12 protein-coding genes are annotated in these 15,224 nt (G+C 70.3%); 3 read left to right on the top strand and 9 right to left on the bottom strand.

The genetic code is table 11. The annotated features are described in order from the left end of the window. Positions 1-46: 46 nt before the first annotated feature. Positions 47-1,066 (bottom strand): zinc-binding dehydrogenase, encoded by a 1,020-nt coding sequence (locus tag ACFQ7F_RS03455; RefSeq protein ID WP_383265389.1) that lies wholly within the window; start codon positions 1,064-1,066, stop codon positions 47-49. After that, entirely contained in the window at positions 1,063-2,223 is a 1,161-nt protein-coding gene (locus ACFQ7F_RS03450; protein ID WP_383265386.1) for a mandelate racemase/muconate lactonizing enzyme family protein, read from the bottom strand. Before ACFQ7F_RS03450 ends, ACFQ7F_RS03455 begins: the two co-directional genes overlap by 4 nt. A 231-nt stretch (positions 2,224-2,454) precedes the next feature. Here ACFQ7F_RS03450 and ACFQ7F_RS03445 point away from each other — a divergent pair, with 231 nt between their 5' ends. Further along, the gene (locus tag ACFQ7F_RS03445; RefSeq protein WP_383265383.1) at positions 2,455-3,225 is read left to right on the top strand and encodes an IclR family transcriptional regulator; all 771 of its coding nucleotides are present in this window, start codon (positions 2,455-2,457) and stop codon (positions 3,223-3,225) included. Here ACFQ7F_RS03445 and ACFQ7F_RS03440 read toward each other — a convergent pair. The 7 genes from ACFQ7F_RS03440 to ACFQ7F_RS03410 all read right to left on the bottom strand — a co-directional run bounded on the left by ACFQ7F_RS03440 (position 3,222) and on the right by ACFQ7F_RS03410 (position 12,313). Continuing rightward, complete coding sequence (locus ACFQ7F_RS03440; protein ID WP_383265380.1) at positions 3,222-3,764, bottom strand: methylated-DNA--[protein]-cysteine S-methyltransferase; 543 nt, start codon at positions 3,762-3,764, stop codon at positions 3,222-3,224. The two genes, ACFQ7F_RS03445 and ACFQ7F_RS03440, sit on opposite strands and share 4 nt — an antisense overlap. 95 nt (positions 3,765-3,859) lie before the next feature. After that, the gene (locus ACFQ7F_RS03435; protein ID WP_383265377.1) at positions 3,860-6,160 is read right to left on the bottom strand and encodes a glycoside hydrolase family 3 N-terminal domain-containing protein; all 2,301 of its coding nucleotides are present in this window, start codon (positions 6,158-6,160) and stop codon (positions 3,860-3,862) included. Beyond that, a complete protein-coding gene (locus ACFQ7F_RS03430) occupies positions 6,157-8,091 on the bottom strand; it encodes a cellulase family glycosylhydrolase (protein WP_383265374.1) in 1,935 nt (644 codons plus the stop codon). The genes ACFQ7F_RS03435 and ACFQ7F_RS03430 overlap by 4 nt, the downstream gene beginning before the upstream one ends. 47 nt (positions 8,092-8,138) lie before the next feature. After that, entirely contained in the window at positions 8,139-9,185 is a 1,047-nt protein-coding gene (locus ACFQ7F_RS03425; RefSeq protein WP_383265371.1) for a LacI family DNA-binding transcriptional regulator, read from the bottom strand. After that, a complete protein-coding gene (locus ACFQ7F_RS03420; RefSeq protein WP_383265368.1) occupies positions 9,182-10,009 on the bottom strand; it encodes a carbohydrate ABC transporter permease in 828 nt (275 codons plus the stop codon). Before ACFQ7F_RS03420 ends, ACFQ7F_RS03425 begins: the two co-directional genes overlap by 4 nt. Positions 10,010-10,053: 44 nt before the next feature. Next, complete coding sequence (locus tag ACFQ7F_RS03415; protein WP_383265365.1) at positions 10,054-10,986, bottom strand: carbohydrate ABC transporter permease; 933 nt, start codon at positions 10,984-10,986, stop codon at positions 10,054-10,056. A gap of 34 nt (positions 10,987-11,020) precedes the next feature. Then, the gene (locus tag ACFQ7F_RS03410) at positions 11,021-12,313 is read right to left on the bottom strand and encodes an ABC transporter substrate-binding protein (protein WP_383265362.1); all 1,293 of its coding nucleotides are present in this window, start codon (positions 12,311-12,313) and stop codon (positions 11,021-11,023) included. Positions 12,314-12,589: 276 nt separating this feature from the next. Between ACFQ7F_RS03410 and ACFQ7F_RS03405 the strand changes: the two genes are divergently transcribed. Both ACFQ7F_RS03405 and ACFQ7F_RS03400 read left to right on the top strand, forming a co-directional pair. Next, complete coding sequence (locus ACFQ7F_RS03405) at positions 12,590-14,611, top strand: FAD-dependent oxidoreductase (RefSeq protein WP_383265359.1); 2,022 nt, start codon at positions 12,590-12,592, stop codon at positions 14,609-14,611. A gap of 76 nt (positions 14,612-14,687) precedes the next feature. After that, positions 14,688-15,224, top strand: a 537-nt coding sequence (locus ACFQ7F_RS03400) for a PadR family transcriptional regulator (RefSeq protein WP_383265356.1), incomplete at its 3' end; no start/stop codon positions are given.

Raw genomic sequence — 15,224 nt, 5'->3', positions numbered from 1 at the left:
CCGTACGTCTCAGCCGTACGTCTCAGCCGTACGTTTCAGGGGCATCTCAGGGGCGCAAGAGCACCTTCCCGGTCTTCGGATCACCGCCGCCGACCAGCGCGACGGCCTCGCCGAAGCGCTCCAGCGGGAACTCGTGCGTGATGAGCGGGGCCGGGTCGAGCAGCCCGAGCCCGAACGCCCTGACCGCGTCCGACCAGGCGGAGGACGGCGCCCCGAAGACACTGCGCACCTCCAGCTGGCTCAGCGAGAGATGTACCGGATCGATGCCGACGGCACCGGGCGTGAACATGCCGGTGAGGACCACCCGGCCGCCCCTGCGTGCGAGCAGACAGGAGGACGCGGCCGTGCTCGGCGCCCCCGCCGTCTCCACGACAAGGTCGAAACGACCGTGGTAGGCCTCCGCGTCGGCGGGCGTCAGGCTCTCGCTCACCCCGAACTCCAGGGCCTGCCTGCCGCGTTCGGCCCGCGGGTCGATCACCACGAGCTCGCCGGGCGACGAGGCTGCGAGGAGCTGCACCGCAAGCATCCCGAGGGTGCCCGCGCCGACCACCGCGATCCGCTCGCCGGGGCTCGGCCGTCCCGCCCGCACCGCGCCGGCGATCACCGCGGCGGGTTCGAGGAGAGCGGCGGCGGCGAGGTCCGCGTCCGGGTGCAGGAGATGCAGCAGGCGGGCGGGGACGACCACATGGTCGGCGAAGGCACCGGGCTCGGTGAACCCGGTCTCCGCGTACCCGCCGCCGCACAGGCTCGTCTCCCCGCACCGGCACCGCTCGCAGGTGCCGCAGGCACGGAACCCCTCGGCGACGGTCTTCTGCCCGACGAGTGCCGGGTCGACGCCCTCACCGGCGGCCTCGACGGTGCCGGACCACTCGTGCCCGGGGGTCACGGGATAGCGCACGTAGGCGGCGTCCCGATGGCCGTCGTACACCTCGCGGTCGCTCATGCAGATCCCGGCGGCGGCCACCCGGACCAGGACCTCGCCGGGTCCCGGCTCGGGCCGCGTCCCGGCCGTGAGCCGGTGCGCGCCAGGGCGGTCGATGACGATGGCGCGTGAGTCGGTGCTCACTTCGCCGCTGCCTTGGGGGCGCGCTTCTCCCAGCCCTCGGCCCACAGGTCGAACCGGGCCTGCTGCTGAGGGAATTCGGCCGCCGCGTCCGTGTCGAGCTCGACGCCGAGGCCCGGCTCGTGCGACACCTCGAAGTAGCCGTCGACCACCTGGGGCGCGCCCTTGACCACCTTCTTGATCTCCGCGTCGGCGAAGTCGTTGAAGTGCTCCAGGATCTTGAAGTTCGGTGTGCAGGCGGCAAGTTGCAGCGAGGCCGCGGTGAGCACGGAGCCGCCGACGTTGTGCGGGGCGATCAGCGTGTAGTGCGTCTCCGCGGTCGCTGCCAGCTTGCGGGTCTCCAGGATGCCGCCGATGTGGCCGAGGTCCGGCTGGATGATGTCGGCGGCCTGCGACTCGAAGAGCTCGCGGAACTCGATCCGGTCGTGGATGCGCTCACCGGTGGCGATCGGCATGTCCACCTTGGCGGCGACCTTTTCCAGGGCCTTGAGGTTCTCCGGCGGCACCGGCTCCTCCAGCCAGGCGGGCTTGAACGGCGCCATCTCGCGCGCCAGGCGCACCGCCGTGGACGGGCTGAACCGTCCGTGCATCTCCAGCATCAGCTCGGCGTCAGGACCGATCGCGTCCCGCACCGCCTCGATCAGCGAGACCGCGTAGTTCGTGCCCGCCTGGTCGAGCTCGAAGTGCCCTGTCCCGAACGGGTCGATCTTCAGGGCGCGGTAGCCCCGCTCCATCACGGCCCGAGCGGCCTTGTGGTACGCCTCCGGAGTGCGCTCGGTGGTGTACCAGCCGTTCGCGTACGCCTTGACCTTGTCGGTCACCTTCCCGCCGAGCAGCTGCCAGACCGGCACGCCGAGGGCCTTGCCCTTGATGTCCCAGCAGGCCATCTCCACGCAGGCGATGCCCGACATGACGATCTCGCCGGCCCGGCCGTAGTCGCCGTACTTCATCTTCCGCACGAGGTCCTCGACCGCGAACGGATCGGACCCCACGATGTGGTTGGCCGCCGCCTCTTGGAGGTAGCCGACAAGCGCGTCGGTGCGGCCGAGCATGCGGGTCTCGCCGACGCCGGTGAGGCCTTCGTCGGTGTGGACCTGGACGTAGGTGAGATTGCGCCACGGCGTTCCCACCACGTGCGTGCTGATTCCCGTAATACGCAAGGCAGTTGCCCCTTGGTTGTTCGGTATTTCGTCACACGTTCGAAATGTTGGCGTGACCGTATTCACGCAGGCGGCAGGGTGTCAATGGGTCGAGCAAAACGGTCTTGGGTCCACAGCGAACCCTCAGGCCGTTGCGCGCGGAACGTCGCAGCGCCTAGCCTGTGTTCGTCATATCGATCGTTGACCGAAGTTTCGGACACAGCTTCGGACGCACGGGGTGGGAGGCCGACCATGGGACGACTGGTTCCTGCGGTGACCAGGGCGCTGGACATACTGGAGCTGTTCCTGGAGGGCGACGGAACGCTGTCCGCCCCCGAGGTGACCCGCAGACTCCAGCTGCCGCGCACCACGGTGCACGAGCTGCTCACCACCCTTGCCGCCCGCTCGTACCTTGTCCAGATCCCGGACCAGACGGGCCGCTACCGCCTGGGAGTACGCGCCTACCAGCTCGGCAGCCGGTACGCGGAGCAGCTCGACCTGGCCGCCGAGGGCCAGCAGGTGGCCCGCGAGGTGGCCGAGACCTGCGACGAGACCGTCCATGTCGCGGTCCTTGAGGACGCCGACGTCATCTACATCGCCAAGGTGGACTCCACGCACGCGGTGCGCATGGTCTCCGCCGCGGGCCGCAAGCTGCCCGCGCACTGCACGTCGGTCGGCAAGATGCTGCTCGCCTCGCTGCCCCCGGCCGAGCTCGAAACCCGCCTTGCGGGGCGGGATCTTGTGGCGATGACCGAGAACAGCATCACGGAGCAGGACGCACTGCTCGAAGCGCTCGCCGGTATCCGGGAGCGCGGGGTCGCGGCCGAACACCGCGAGTCCAACCCGGACGTGAGCTGCGTGGCTGCCCCGGTCCGGGACAGTGCGGGCCAGGTCGTCGCGGCGCTCTCGATTTCCGTGCCGGTGATCCGCTGGAGCGAGGAGCGCGAGAACGAACTCGCCGAGCTCGCCGCCAAGGGCGCGGGCGACCTCTCGGAACGCCTGGGCCACCGGGGCGGGCGCTAGTTCACCGGCTGGTTCTTCAACTGGCTCCGCGACTCCAGGTCAAGGAGCCGCTGCTTGGCCTCAAGACCGCCCGCGTACCCGGTCAGTGAGCCGTCGGCGCCGATGACCCGGTGGCAGGGGCGGACGACCAGCAGGGGGTTGCGCCCGATCGCCGTGCCCAGGGCGCGGACCGCGGCGCGCGAGAGGCCGAGCTGCGCGGCGAGCTTCCCGTACGAGGTGGTCGTGCCGTACGGGAGGGTGTCGAGGGAGTGCCAGACCCGCTGCTGGAATTCGGTGCCGACGCCGCTCGCGTACTCGACGTCGAACCGCTGACGCGTCCCCTCGAAGTACGAGCGCAGCTGCCCGGCGATCACGCCGAAGGCCTCGTCGTCGCGCACCCACCCGTCCTGGACGACGGCGCCACCCTTCTGGCCCGGCATGGACAGCGAGGCCAGCGCGGTGCCGCCGTTCGCGGTGGCCGACTCCTCGCCGACCAGCAGCAGCTCGCCCAGCGGGCTTCCGACGGTCGTGTAGACGGCCTTGGCCATGACCTTGGTCATCAGATGCTCCCTATTTCCCGGTCACTGATCCCCGGTGACACCCATCAGTCTGCGGGCTGCGGGGGCGCGCGGCTGGCGGGATTCGGACGTGGCGCTCACGACGGCGTCAGGGTCAGGAGGGTCCCGCTCGTGCGGTCGGAGGAGGGCCCGGTCTCAAGCAGCAGCTCGCCGGGCTCCACGACAGACTCCAGGGCACGGTCCAGCGAGGCCAGCGTATCCGCCTCGACGACGAAGACGACCTCGGCGTGTTCACCGGGGGCCAGATCGACACGGGCGAAGCCGCGCAGCTCACGGACGCGCGGCCAGGAGCTCGACCCCGCGACCCTGCGCACATAGAGCTGCACGGTCTCAAGCGTGGCCCGCGTACCCGTGTTCGTCACGGCGACCGTGCAGGTGAGCGTCGGATCGGTGACCGGAGCCCGAGAGCGGGAGAGCCGGGGCTCCCCGTACTCGACGGTCGTGTACGACAGGCCGTGGCCGAAGGCGTGCAGGGCGGTGGCGGGCTGGTCCACGTAACCCCGGTAGCCGTGATCCTTGGCGTTGTAGAAGACCGGGAGCTGGGCGGCCGAGCGCGGCACGGAGAGGGGCAGCCGCCCCACGGGTTCCGCGCGCCCGAAGAGGACGTCGGCGATCGCTAGCCCTCCCCACGGCCCCGGATACCAGGCCGATAGCACCGCACGGGCCCGCCCGGCCGACTCCGGCACGGCATGCGGCCGCCCCTGGACGAGGACCACGACGACCGGGGTACCGGTGGCGGCCACGGCATCGAGGAGCGCCAACTGCCCCTGCGGCAGGCTCAGGTCGGCAAGGTCGACGCCCTCGCCGCACGTCATGCCCACCGGAGCGCCCGAGGCCACGACGGCGGCCCCGTTGCTGTCGAAGCGGGTATCGGCCTCCCGCGCGCTCGACCCGCCGAGCACGAGTACGGCGGTATCGGCACCGGCGGCGAGCGCCACCGCCTCCGGGATCCCGCCGAGATCGTCGCCGACCAGTTCGCAGCCCCGCGCGTACGTCACCTCGCTGCCAGGCGGTGCCACGGTCCTGATGCCGTCCAGGACGGTGAGCCCGGTGCCGGGGCGCTGCGGCGCGGTGTAGTCGCCGAGCTGCTGGGCGAGCGAGTCAGCGTTGGGGCCGATGACGGCGATGCGGGACGGGTCCGTCAGGGGGAGGGTCGCCTCGTCATGGCTCGCCTGGTCATGGCTCAGCAGGACGATGGACTCGCGGGCCAGGCGCTCGCTCAACGCATCCAGGGCAGGGGAGCGTGCAGGCTCCTCGTCCACGTAAGGCCGCTCGAAGAGACCCAGACGGAACTTCAGCGCCAGGACGCGGGAGACCGCCGCGTCCAGGGTGTCCTCGGAGACCAGACCACGCTCCACCGCCTCCGCGAGCCGCGGGAAACAGCCGTCCCACAGGCTCAGATCCGTCCCCGCGCCCAGGGCGAGCGCGCCCGCCGCCACCGGGTCACCTGCCAGGCGTACGAGACGATCCAGCGCGCACCCGTCGGCCATGACCAGGCCGGTGAACCCCCAGCGCTCGTGAAGGAGGCCGGTGAGCAGCTCACGGCTGGCCGCGCACGGCAGACCGTCGTACTCGTTGTACGCGGCCATGACACCCGCCGCTCCGGCGCGGACCCCGGCCCGCGCCGCCACCAGGTGGATCTCGTGGAGTTCACGCGGTCCGAGCTCCGTGGCCGCGCTGTTGCGGCCGCCGATCGTCGCGCCCTGCCCGGCGAAGTGCTTGAGCACGACCGCTGCCCGGTCGGGGGCGAAGACGGCGTCGTCGCCCTGCATGCCCCGCACCAGCGCCTGCGTGAAGCGCGCCGCCAGATACGGGTCCTCGCCGAAGCACTCCTCCGCACGCCCCCAGCGCGGATCCCGCACCAGATCGAGCGCCGAGACGAGGGCGACATGGCCGCCCCGGGCGCGCAGCTCAGCGGCCGCGCCCGCGGCGGCGGCCTCGTACAGCTCCGGATCCCAGCTCGCACCCACCGCGAGGTTCACCGGAAGGACCGTGCCGTCCAGGGCCTGATGGCCGTGCGGAACCTCCTCGACGAGCAGGACCGGAATGCCGAGCCGTGTGCTCGACATGACGTGCTGCTGCACCGAGTCGGCCACCCGCGCCGCGTCCGCGGCGGTGATGCCGTCCGCGAACGTCACACCCGACCACGGGTCGGCGCGCTGCAGCCCGTACAGCGCGCCCATCCCGTCGAACGCGGCGACCTCGGCGCGGAAGGCGTCCGTCAGACGGTGGCCGTCAGGCGTCCGCTCGTAGGCGTCCCAGCCGTACATCCGCTGATTGACCTGGCCCACCTTCTCGGTGAGCGTCATCCGCGAGAGCAGGTCACGCACGCGGTCGGCAACCGGAGCGCCCGCCTCCTTGTACAGCGGCGCGTTCATCGCTGTTCGAGGACGCGCACGCCGAACGGGACGAGCCGCGCCTCCTGGACCGCCTCTCCCGTCACCAGGTCGTGCAGCGAACCGTCCACCGCCGGACGGACCGTCAGCTCCTTGTCCGCCTGGCTGACCAGCCACACGAACCGCCGCCCGTCCTCGTGCACCAGGACGTCCGCCGAGACATAGGGGCTGTCGACGGTCACCGGCCGCCGCACGCCCGCGAGTTGAGCCAGGGCCGCGTAAAGGCGGTGCGTCTGCTCCGGATTGACGCGGGCCGTGCGCGCGGCCATGTGCTCAAGCGGGTAGGTGGCGAGGACCGTGCGGCCACGGCCCGTCTCGTTGACAAGGAGCGCCGGGCGGCCGTGCGCGTCCTTCGCCACGACGCGCGCCCCCGTCGGGACGACCGGCAGATAGGCGCGGCTGTCCTCGTTCCCCGCGACGGGGAAGCGCAGTGTCTCGCCCGCTGCGATGCCGCCGAACTCCTCGGTGAAGGTCAGCTCCAGGACGTCGTCCTCGATGGGTTCTGCCACCCCGTAGGTGAGCTGGAGTTCGACGCCGAAGAGCCCGTCCAGGTCGTCGAACCACGGGCCGCGCGTGCCGGGGTGCTCGCCGGAGCAGAACGACAGGTACACGGTGGCGCCTTCGCGCGCCCGCCGCTCCAACTCGCGCCGCGTCCGGGTCGTGAACTGCCGGGTGGACGGCAGGAGATACAGCGCCGCGTCTCCCGGAAGCCCGTCCGCCTCCCGTGTGAGAGCCACCGGGAGATCGGCCCCGCGCGCGGCGACGTACCCCTGATGGAGGGAGGTGAAGATCAGCGGACGGTCGGCAGGGCGGCTGTAGGGGTAGCCGCGCTCCAGGAACGCGGGCACGACGAGCGCCGCGTCCGCGTCCGAGCGGCGGCAGCGCGCGAAGTCGACCTGCCCCAGGATCTCGGAGAATGCCGCTATCTCGACGAGCGGGGTCTTCGGGGCGCCGGTGCGGTCCGTGATGCCGAAGTGCATCTCGAAAGGGTGATGGTCGTAGGGCGACTGGTCCCACAGATCGTCGTAGTCGGTGTTGTTCCAGGCCATCCAGCCCGTCGCGCCGCCGAGGAGGGAGTTGTGGAGCGTCTGGCGGTAGTAGATACCCGCGTTCTGGGCGGACACGGTGTCCGTCGAGAGCCCGAACTCCTCCAGAATCACCGGCTGCTCGGTGACGCCCGCCAACTCGCACTCGAACGCTGCGCGGTAGTGCTGACGTACGCGATCCGTGTCGGAGCGGTAGACGTGCGGGCCCACGAAGTCGACGTACTCGGCCGTGTCCCGCAGCGAGAAACCGTTGTCGCGGCCCGTCACCTCGATGCCCCACGCGCCGTCGCCCAGCGACACCGGCTGTGTGCCGCCCGCCGCACGCACCGCGTCGCACATGAACTGCGCCCAGGCCGTGACGACATCGCTCGCCGGCGGATCCACCTGGTAGATGCGGCCGTAGCCCGGCATCTCATTGGTGATGAGCCACCCGGTCACCGCCGCGTGGTCCTTGAAGCGGCGCGTCATCTGCGAGACGAACCACGCCTGGCGGCCGACGAGCCACACGTCCTCGTAGAGGTCGCGGTCCCCGCGCCACGCCGGGTCCCAGTTCTCGCCGGACATGTGCCCGACGATGAAGGTGGGCACCGTGCCCATCCCCAGCTCGGTGTGCGCGTCGAGGAAGTCACGGAAGCGCTCGCACAGCTCCTCGTCGATGCGGTGCGGCTCGGGGTGGAAGTCCGGCCAGTAGAAGAACGAGCGGGTCATCGTCAGGCCGTGCTCACGCAGCACGGAGAGTTCCTCGCGGACCGTCTTCGGGTCGTAGTTCCGCCACATCAGCGGACCGCCGGTGCGGGACCAGAAGTTGGCGCCGATCCAGGGCAGGACGGCGGAGTCATGGGTGAGGTGTGCGCTGTGGCGTCGCATGGTGGTACTCAGGTCTTTCCGTACGTGGGTGAAAAGTTACTCAGCGGTCAGGCGGGCCCGGTCGACTCGCGGACTACGAGCCGTGGCCGGTCGTCGAGCGCGAGGGGCGGCACGTCCTCGCCGCACTGCGCGAGCAGCGCACGCGCGGCGGCGGCGCCGACCCGCTGCACCTGCTGGTCGACGGTCGTCAGACGCGGATGCAGCCAGCGGCCGATCGGGAGGTTGTCGTAGCCGACGACGGACAGATCGTCCGGGACGCGAAGGCCTGCGCGCTGGGCCGCGCCGATGCCGCACACCGCCATGGAGTCGTTGGCGTACATGACGGCGGTGGGACGCTCTGCCATGCCGAGCAGTTCCTCGGTCGCGGCGACGGCCGCCGCCTCGGAGAAGTCGGTGCTCAGAACGGCGGCGGGTTCAAGTCCCTTGAGCAGCAGGGTCTCTTCGAAGACCGCGCGCCGCTGCCCCGTGTGCAGCAGTTCGCCGGGCCCCGAGACATAGGCGATGCGCCGGTGGCCGAGCTCCATGAGGTGGTCGACGGCCTCGTGTATGCCCGCGCCCTGGTTGCCCAGGCCCACGGTGGGCACGGGTGCGTCCGGGTGGGGCGCGCCGAGCAGCACGGCGGGCAGGCCGATGCCCCGCAGGAGCGGCGGGCGCGGATCGTCGGCGCGGGCGTCGGTCAGGACGGCTCCGTCGACGCGGCCCTCGGCGGCGAGACGTTCGTACAGCGCGCTCTCCTCGGCCACGTCCGTGACCAGATGGAGCAGCAAGCCATAGCCGCGCGGCGCAAGTTCGCCCTCCAGACCGGTGATCAGCTCGCTGAAGTGCGGGTCCGCGCCGAGCACGTCCGTGGGACGGCGCACCACGAGGGCGAGCGTGCGCGTCCGGGCGCTGCGCAGCGCCGTCGCCGTCGCGCTCGGCGACCAGCCGAGCTCGGCGGCGGCGTCCTGGATGCGGCGCCGGGTGGACTCGGAGATGCGGCCCTTGGCGTTGAAGGCCTGCGAGACGGCGGCCGTGGAGACCCCGGCCGCCGCGGCGACCGCCTTGATCGTCGGTCGTGCGCCGCTGTCCCTACGGGATGTGTCCGACCCGCTCACATCTTCACCGCCCCACTGACGAGGGCCTGCTGCATCCGCTTCTGCAACACCGTGTAGACGGCCCATACCGGTACGAGAGTCAGTACCGTACCGGCGGTCAGCACCCCGTAATCCGTCCCCGTCAGGGACTTGAGGGTGGGCAGGGCGACCTGCACGGTGCGCTGGGAGGGGTCGGGGCCGATGATGACGAGCGAGTACAGGTACTCGTTCCAGAAGGTGAGGAAGTTCAGGAGGAGCACCGTCGCGATGCCGGGCATGCACATCGGCGTATAGACGTGCCGGAGGACCCCGAACGTCGACGCGCCGTCGATGCGCGCCGCCTCCTCCATCTCCTTGGGGATGGTCCGCATGAACTGCACCAGGATGACGACGGACAGCGGCATCGCGGTGGCGGGCAGGAAGAGCACCATGAACAGGCGCGTGTGGAACAGGCCCGTCGCCGCGGCGAGCAGGAACGTGGGGAAGAGCGCGGCGAACGTCGGGATGAGGAAGCCGAGCGAGAAGACCTTCTCCACGAAGGCCCCGAGGGGGCCCGTCGCGCGGGCGATCGCGAACGCCGCCGGAATCGCGAGCGCCAGGGTCAGCGCGAGCGAGAAGAACGTCACCAACGCCGAGTTGACGACCGCGAGCCCCAGATCGGCGCTCTCGAAGGCCGTACCGAAGTTGCCGAAGGAGAGTGAGGTGGGAAGGGAGAAGGGGCTGGCGAAGATCTGCTCGTTCGTCTTGAAGGCGGACGCGAGCAGGTAGTAGAGGGGGACGACGAGCAGCGCCGCGTACGCCCACGCCAGGATGTGCGCGGGCAGCCAGGACTTTCCGTGCTTCAAGGTGACCGGCTCCGATCGGGGGTCGTGTCGGGGGTCGTGCGGCGTCAGTAGTTCTGGCGGAACGCGCGGCGGATGGTGAGCAGACCGACGAGACCGACCAGGAAGAGGATCACGCCGACGGTCTGGCTGTAGCCGAGGTCGGCCGCGATGAACGCCTTCTGGTAGACGAGGAACGACAGCGTCGTCGACGAACTGCCGGGCCCGCCCTGCGTGAGCAGCAGGACGTGTTGCGCAGAACCGAAGAACGTCCAGAGGAACTGGAGCATCGTGACCACGCCCACGTAGTCGCGGATGACCGGGAAGTGCACCCCCCACATCGTCCGCCAGTGCCCGGCGCCGTCCAGCTGCGCCGCCTCACCGATCTCCTCGGGCACACTGCCGAGACGCGCGGCGAACAGGACGGCCGTGAAGCCGATGCCGCCCCAGATGTCGAGCACGATCAGGCAGGCGAGCGCCGTCGAGGGAGAGGCCAGCCAGGCGTCGGTCACCGAGCCGAGACCCACCGACTTCAGCGCGCCGTTGACCAGGCCGTCGGGGGAGAGCGCCGCGTAGAACACCATCGCCTTGGCCGGGGTGGAGATCAGGCCGGGGATGAAGAGGAGGTAGCGCAGGACCTTGTGACCCGGCGGCTTCTGCGCCACGTAGTAGCCCAGCATGTACGCGCAGACGATCATGATCGGCAGTGCGACGGCGAGCTGGACCGCCGTATTGCGCACGGCGTCCCAGAACACCGGATCGTCGAAGACCGTACGGACGTTGTCCCACCCGGCGAACGAGACGGGCTGCAGCATGCCCGGCCAGTGCAGGGCCGCGATCACGAAGATCGCGATCATCGGGCCGACCATGAAGACCAGGTACCAGACCAGGGCAGGGACGGCGAGGATCGTGCCGCCCTCACGGCGGCGCTTAGGGACGGGGGGCTTCGACGGTGCGGGGCGGACCTCGGTCCCGCCCGGCGTCGACGTCAGTGTCGTCATCGCTGGTGACTCCCAGGGGTCTCGGGCGGGCGGCTCATGCGGTGCGGTACGCGGCTTCGAGCACGGAGCGCACCTTGGCGGGGCTCGTGCCACGGGTGAACGCCGTACTGGTCGCGGTGATCAGCGGCTGTGTCGCCGCCGGCGGGACGTAGATGTCGGGCAGCAGTGCCTGGCTGACGTCGGTGCCGAGCTTCTGCGCCGCGGCGACGAGCGGGAAGTCGGTGCTGAGGGTGTCCGAGCGCAGGGCCATGTCGCGACCGCTCTCCTTGATGAAGCGCGCGACGGTGTCCGGGCGGTACATGAAGCGCAGGAACTTCTCGACGGAGTCCAGCTTCTTCGTGCCGTTGGGGCTGATCCAGAAGCCGATGAGGGTGTACGTCCGCAGGATCGTCGGCTTTTCGTGCGCGGCGTCCGGCGCCAGCGGCCAGCCGCCGACCTCGGTGTGCCGGGCGACCTTCTCCGGGACCTTGGCGAGCGCCGATGACATCGCGGACTGGATGGCGGCGGCACCGGTGTTGAACTGCGTCGTCATCGTGTCGGACGTCAGGCCCTGCGCCTTGTCGGCGAAGACGCCCGCGTCACGCAGCGCCGCGAAGTACTCGATGCCCTCGCGGGCACCCCTGCTGCCGCTGAAGTCACCGCTGGTGAACACCTTCTGCGCCTCGTCGGGGGTGAGGAAGGTCTGGATGATCTGGGCGAGGAGCTTCTGGCCCGTCCAGTCGTTGCCGCCGACGGTCACCGGTGCGATGCCCTTGGCGCGGAGCTTGCGGGCGGCGGCGATCAGCTGGTCGCCGGTGGTGGGTATCGCGTCGACACCGGCCTTGTCGAGCAGGGCGGTGTTGTAGGCGACGGGCCAGTTGGTGGCGAAGTACGGGAAGGCCCGAAGGCGTCCCTTGCCGTCGGTCCAGGCGTCCAGGGCGACGGGCAGGACGCGCTTTCGCAGCCCCCAGTCGTCCATGTATCCCTTGACGTCGACGGTTGCCCCGACATCGGTCCAGGCCAGCGTCTTGTCGTAGAGGTTGACCATGACGACGTCCGGTTCCTTGCGGGCGAGCCGCGAGGTCTCGTAGACCTGCGCGAGGTCGTCGCCGTTGACAAGGTTCTTCACCTTCAGGCCGGGGTTCTCGTCCCGGAAGGTGTTCAGGGCGGACAGATACGTGGGCGAGCCCGGGGCGGTGGTGCCGAGCTGGCTGTGCACCACGAGCGTGTCGGGATCGGAATCCGCCGATGCCAGCGTGGAACAGCCGGCGAGGGCGGGCAGGGTGGTGGCGGCGGCCAGGCCTGAACCTGCGGCGAGGAAGCCGCGCCGACTCATCGTTGAGCGCACAGCGGGATGTCTCCAACCAGGGCGTTAAACCGGAGCGTCAAAACCAGGGCGGTTAATCGATATACCTGCGGGGGTGCCAGGAGCGTAGGAGTGCTTCGTTGAATGGTCAATCCCCCGTTGCGCACCGTGAATCTTCCGGCGAAACAGTCAAAACGGTCACCACTCTGAGTGCGTCGTGCCGAAGTGGCACCCGCCACGTCTTTATGCAACTAGTTGCACAAGGGGTCGGCGTCCTCTAGAACTGTCCTGACGACACACCCCGTACGGAGGGCCCGCATGAGCCGCTACCCGAACCTGCTGAACCCGCTCGACCTGGGCTTCACCACCCTGCCCAACCGGGTCCTGATGGGATCCATGCACGTGGGCCTGGAAGAAGCCCCGAACGGTTTCGCGCGGATGGCGGAGTTCTACGCGACCCGTGCGCGCGGCGGCGTCGGCCTCATCGTCACCGGCGGCATCGCCCCGAACGAGCTCGGCCGCCCCTGGGACGGCGGCGCCAAGCTGACCACCGAGGCGGAGGCCCAGGAGCACGCGGGCGTCACGGCGGCCGTGCATGCCGCGGGCGGCAAGATCGCCATGCAGATCCTGCACTTCGGGCGGTACGCCTACCACGAGGGCCTGGTCGCGCCGAGCGCGATCAAGGCGCCGATCAGCCCCTTCGTGCCGCGTGCTCTCGAAGACGACGAGGTCGAGCAGACCATCGAGGACTTCGTGCGCGCCGCCGAGCTCGCCAAGCTCGCGGGCTACGACGGCGTCGAAGTCATGGGCTCCGAGGGCTACTTGATCAACGAGTTCATCGCGGCCCCCACCAACCAGCGCGACGACCGCTGGGGCGGCGCCTACGAGAACCGCATCCGCTTCCCCGTCGAGATCGTCCGGCGCATACGCGAGCGGGTCGGCGCGGACTTCATCCTCATCTACCGCCTCTCCATGCTGGACCTGATCCCCGGCGGCTCGACCCTCGAAGAGGTCGTCCACCTCGCCAAGGAGATCGAGGCCGCGGGCGCCACGATCATCAACACCGGCATCGGCTGGCACGAGGCGCGCATCCCCACCATCGCGACGTCGGTGCCGCGCGGCGCGTACACCTTCGTCACCAAGAAGGTCATGGGCGAGGTGTCCGTGCCGCTCGTCACCACCAACCGCATCAACACCCCTGAGATCGCCGAGCAGTTGCTCGCCGACGGCGCCGCCGACATGGTGTCCCTGGCCCGCCCGCTGCTCGCCGACCCGGACTTCGTCGCCAAGGCGAAGGCCGAGAAGGCCGATGCCATCAACACCTGCATCGGCTGCAACCAGGCCTGCCTCGACCACACCTTCAACCTGCAGATCACCTCCTGCCTGGTGAATCCGCGCGCCTGCCACGAGACGGAGCTCGTCCTTGCGCCGACCCGCCACAAGAAGCGCGTAGCGGTCGTCGGCGCGGGCCCGGCCGGGCTCGCCTTCGCGGTGTCGGCGGCCGAGCGCGGCCACGACGTCACGCTCATCGACGCGGCGTCCGAGATCGGCGGGCAGCTCAATGTCGCCCGCAAGGTCCCCGGCAAGGAGGAGTTCGACGAGACGCTGCGCTACTACCGCACGCAGCTCGAACTGCACGGCGTTCAGATCCAGTTGAACACCCGGGCCTCCGCTGAGGGCCTCGCCGGCGCGGCGTACGACGACGTGGTCGTCGCCACCGGAGTCTCGCCCCGCACCCCCGAGATCCCCGGCATCGACCACCCCAGCGTGGTCGGCTACCTCGACGTGCTGCGCGACAGCGCGCCCGTGGGGGAGCGGGTCGCGATCATCGGCGCGGGCGGCATCGGCTTCGACGTCGCCGAGTACCTCACCGACAGCGGTGAGAAGGCGAGCCTGGACCCGGTGACGTACTTCCGTCAGTGGGGCGTCGACATGGACTACAAGGACCGCGGCGGCCTGACCGCGCCCGACCGCCCGGCCCCGCCGCGCTCCGTGCACCTCCTGCAGCGCAAGACGTCCAAGGTCGGCCAGGGACTCGGCAAGACCACGGGCTGGATCCACCGCACCGAGCTGCGCCACCGCGGCGTCACGATGGTCGCGGGCGCGAGCTACGACCTGATCGACGACGCGGGCCTGCACATCACCGTCGACGGACAGTCCACGGTCATCCCCGTCGACACGGTCGTCCTCTGCTCAGGACAGGACCCGCGCCGCGACCTGTACGAGGAGCTGCTCGCCGCCGGGCACAGCGCGCACCTCATCGGAGGCGCGGACGTGGCGGCCGAGCTGGACGCCAAGCGTGCCATCAAGCAGGGCACGGAGCTGGCCGCGGCGCTGTGACGCCGGGTGTCCTGTGATGCCGGGCGCCCCGTCACGCGGGGTGCCCGCTCCGGACGCCGTACTTAGGATGGCCGCCATGTCACTGCCGCACGCGATCCTCACCGCCCTGCTGGAGAAGCCTTCGTCGGGCCTTGAGCTGACCCGCAGGTTCGACAAGTCGATCGGCTACTTCTGGTCGGCCACGCACCAGCAGATCTACCGCGAGCTGGGAAAAATGGAGCGGGAGGGTGCCATCCGCGCCCTTGAGCAGCAGCACGCCACCCGCGGGCAGAAGAAGGAGTACGAGGTCCTGCCCGCGGGCCGCGCCGAACTGGCCCGCTGGACGGCCGCGAGCCAGGACCCCAAACCGCTGCGGGACACGCTGCTGCTGCGCCTGCGGGCGGCGGCGGTCGTCGGCACGGACGGCATCGAGGCGGATCTGCGACGCCATCTCGGCTTGCACCGGCGGCAGTTGGCCGAGTACGAGGAGATCGAGAAGCGGGACTTCCCGCCGGGCAGTGACACGGTCGAGGACCGGCTGCGACATGTGGTGCTGCGGGCCGGGATCGATCTGGAGACGTTCTGGACGCAGTGGCTCGAGCGGACCCTCGAGGAGCTCGGGGCGCCGCAGGCC

The organism is Streptomyces sp. NPDC056486 (assembly GCF_042795295.1).
Lineage (GTDB): Bacteria > Actinomycetota > Actinomycetes > Streptomycetales > Streptomycetaceae > Streptomyces.
This window is presented reverse-complemented; position numbering and strand designations above follow the sequence as displayed.

Excerpts from the sequence above, each read along its gene's own strand:
- ACFQ7F_RS03445 (WP_383265383.1), top strand. The coding sequence starts at position 2,455 with ATGGGACGACTGGTTCCTGCGGTGACCAGGGCGCTGGACATACTGGAG.
- ACFQ7F_RS03440 (WP_383265380.1), bottom strand. The coding sequence starts at position 3,764 with ATGACCAAGGTCATGGCCAAGGCCGTCTACACGACCGTCGGAAGCCCG.
- ACFQ7F_RS03435 (WP_383265377.1), bottom strand. The coding sequence starts at position 6,160 with ATGAACGCGCCGCTGTACAAGGAGGCGGGCGCTCCGGTTGCCGACCGC.
- ACFQ7F_RS03430 (WP_383265374.1), bottom strand. The coding sequence starts at position 8,091 with ATGCGACGCCACAGCGCACACCTCACCCATGACTCCGCCGTCCTGCCC.
- ACFQ7F_RS03415 (WP_383265365.1), bottom strand. The coding sequence starts at position 10,986 with ATGACGACACTGACGTCGACGCCGGGCGGGACCGAGGTCCGCCCCGCA.
- ACFQ7F_RS03405 (WP_383265359.1), top strand. The coding sequence starts at position 12,590 with ATGAGCCGCTACCCGAACCTGCTGAACCCGCTCGACCTGGGCTTCACC.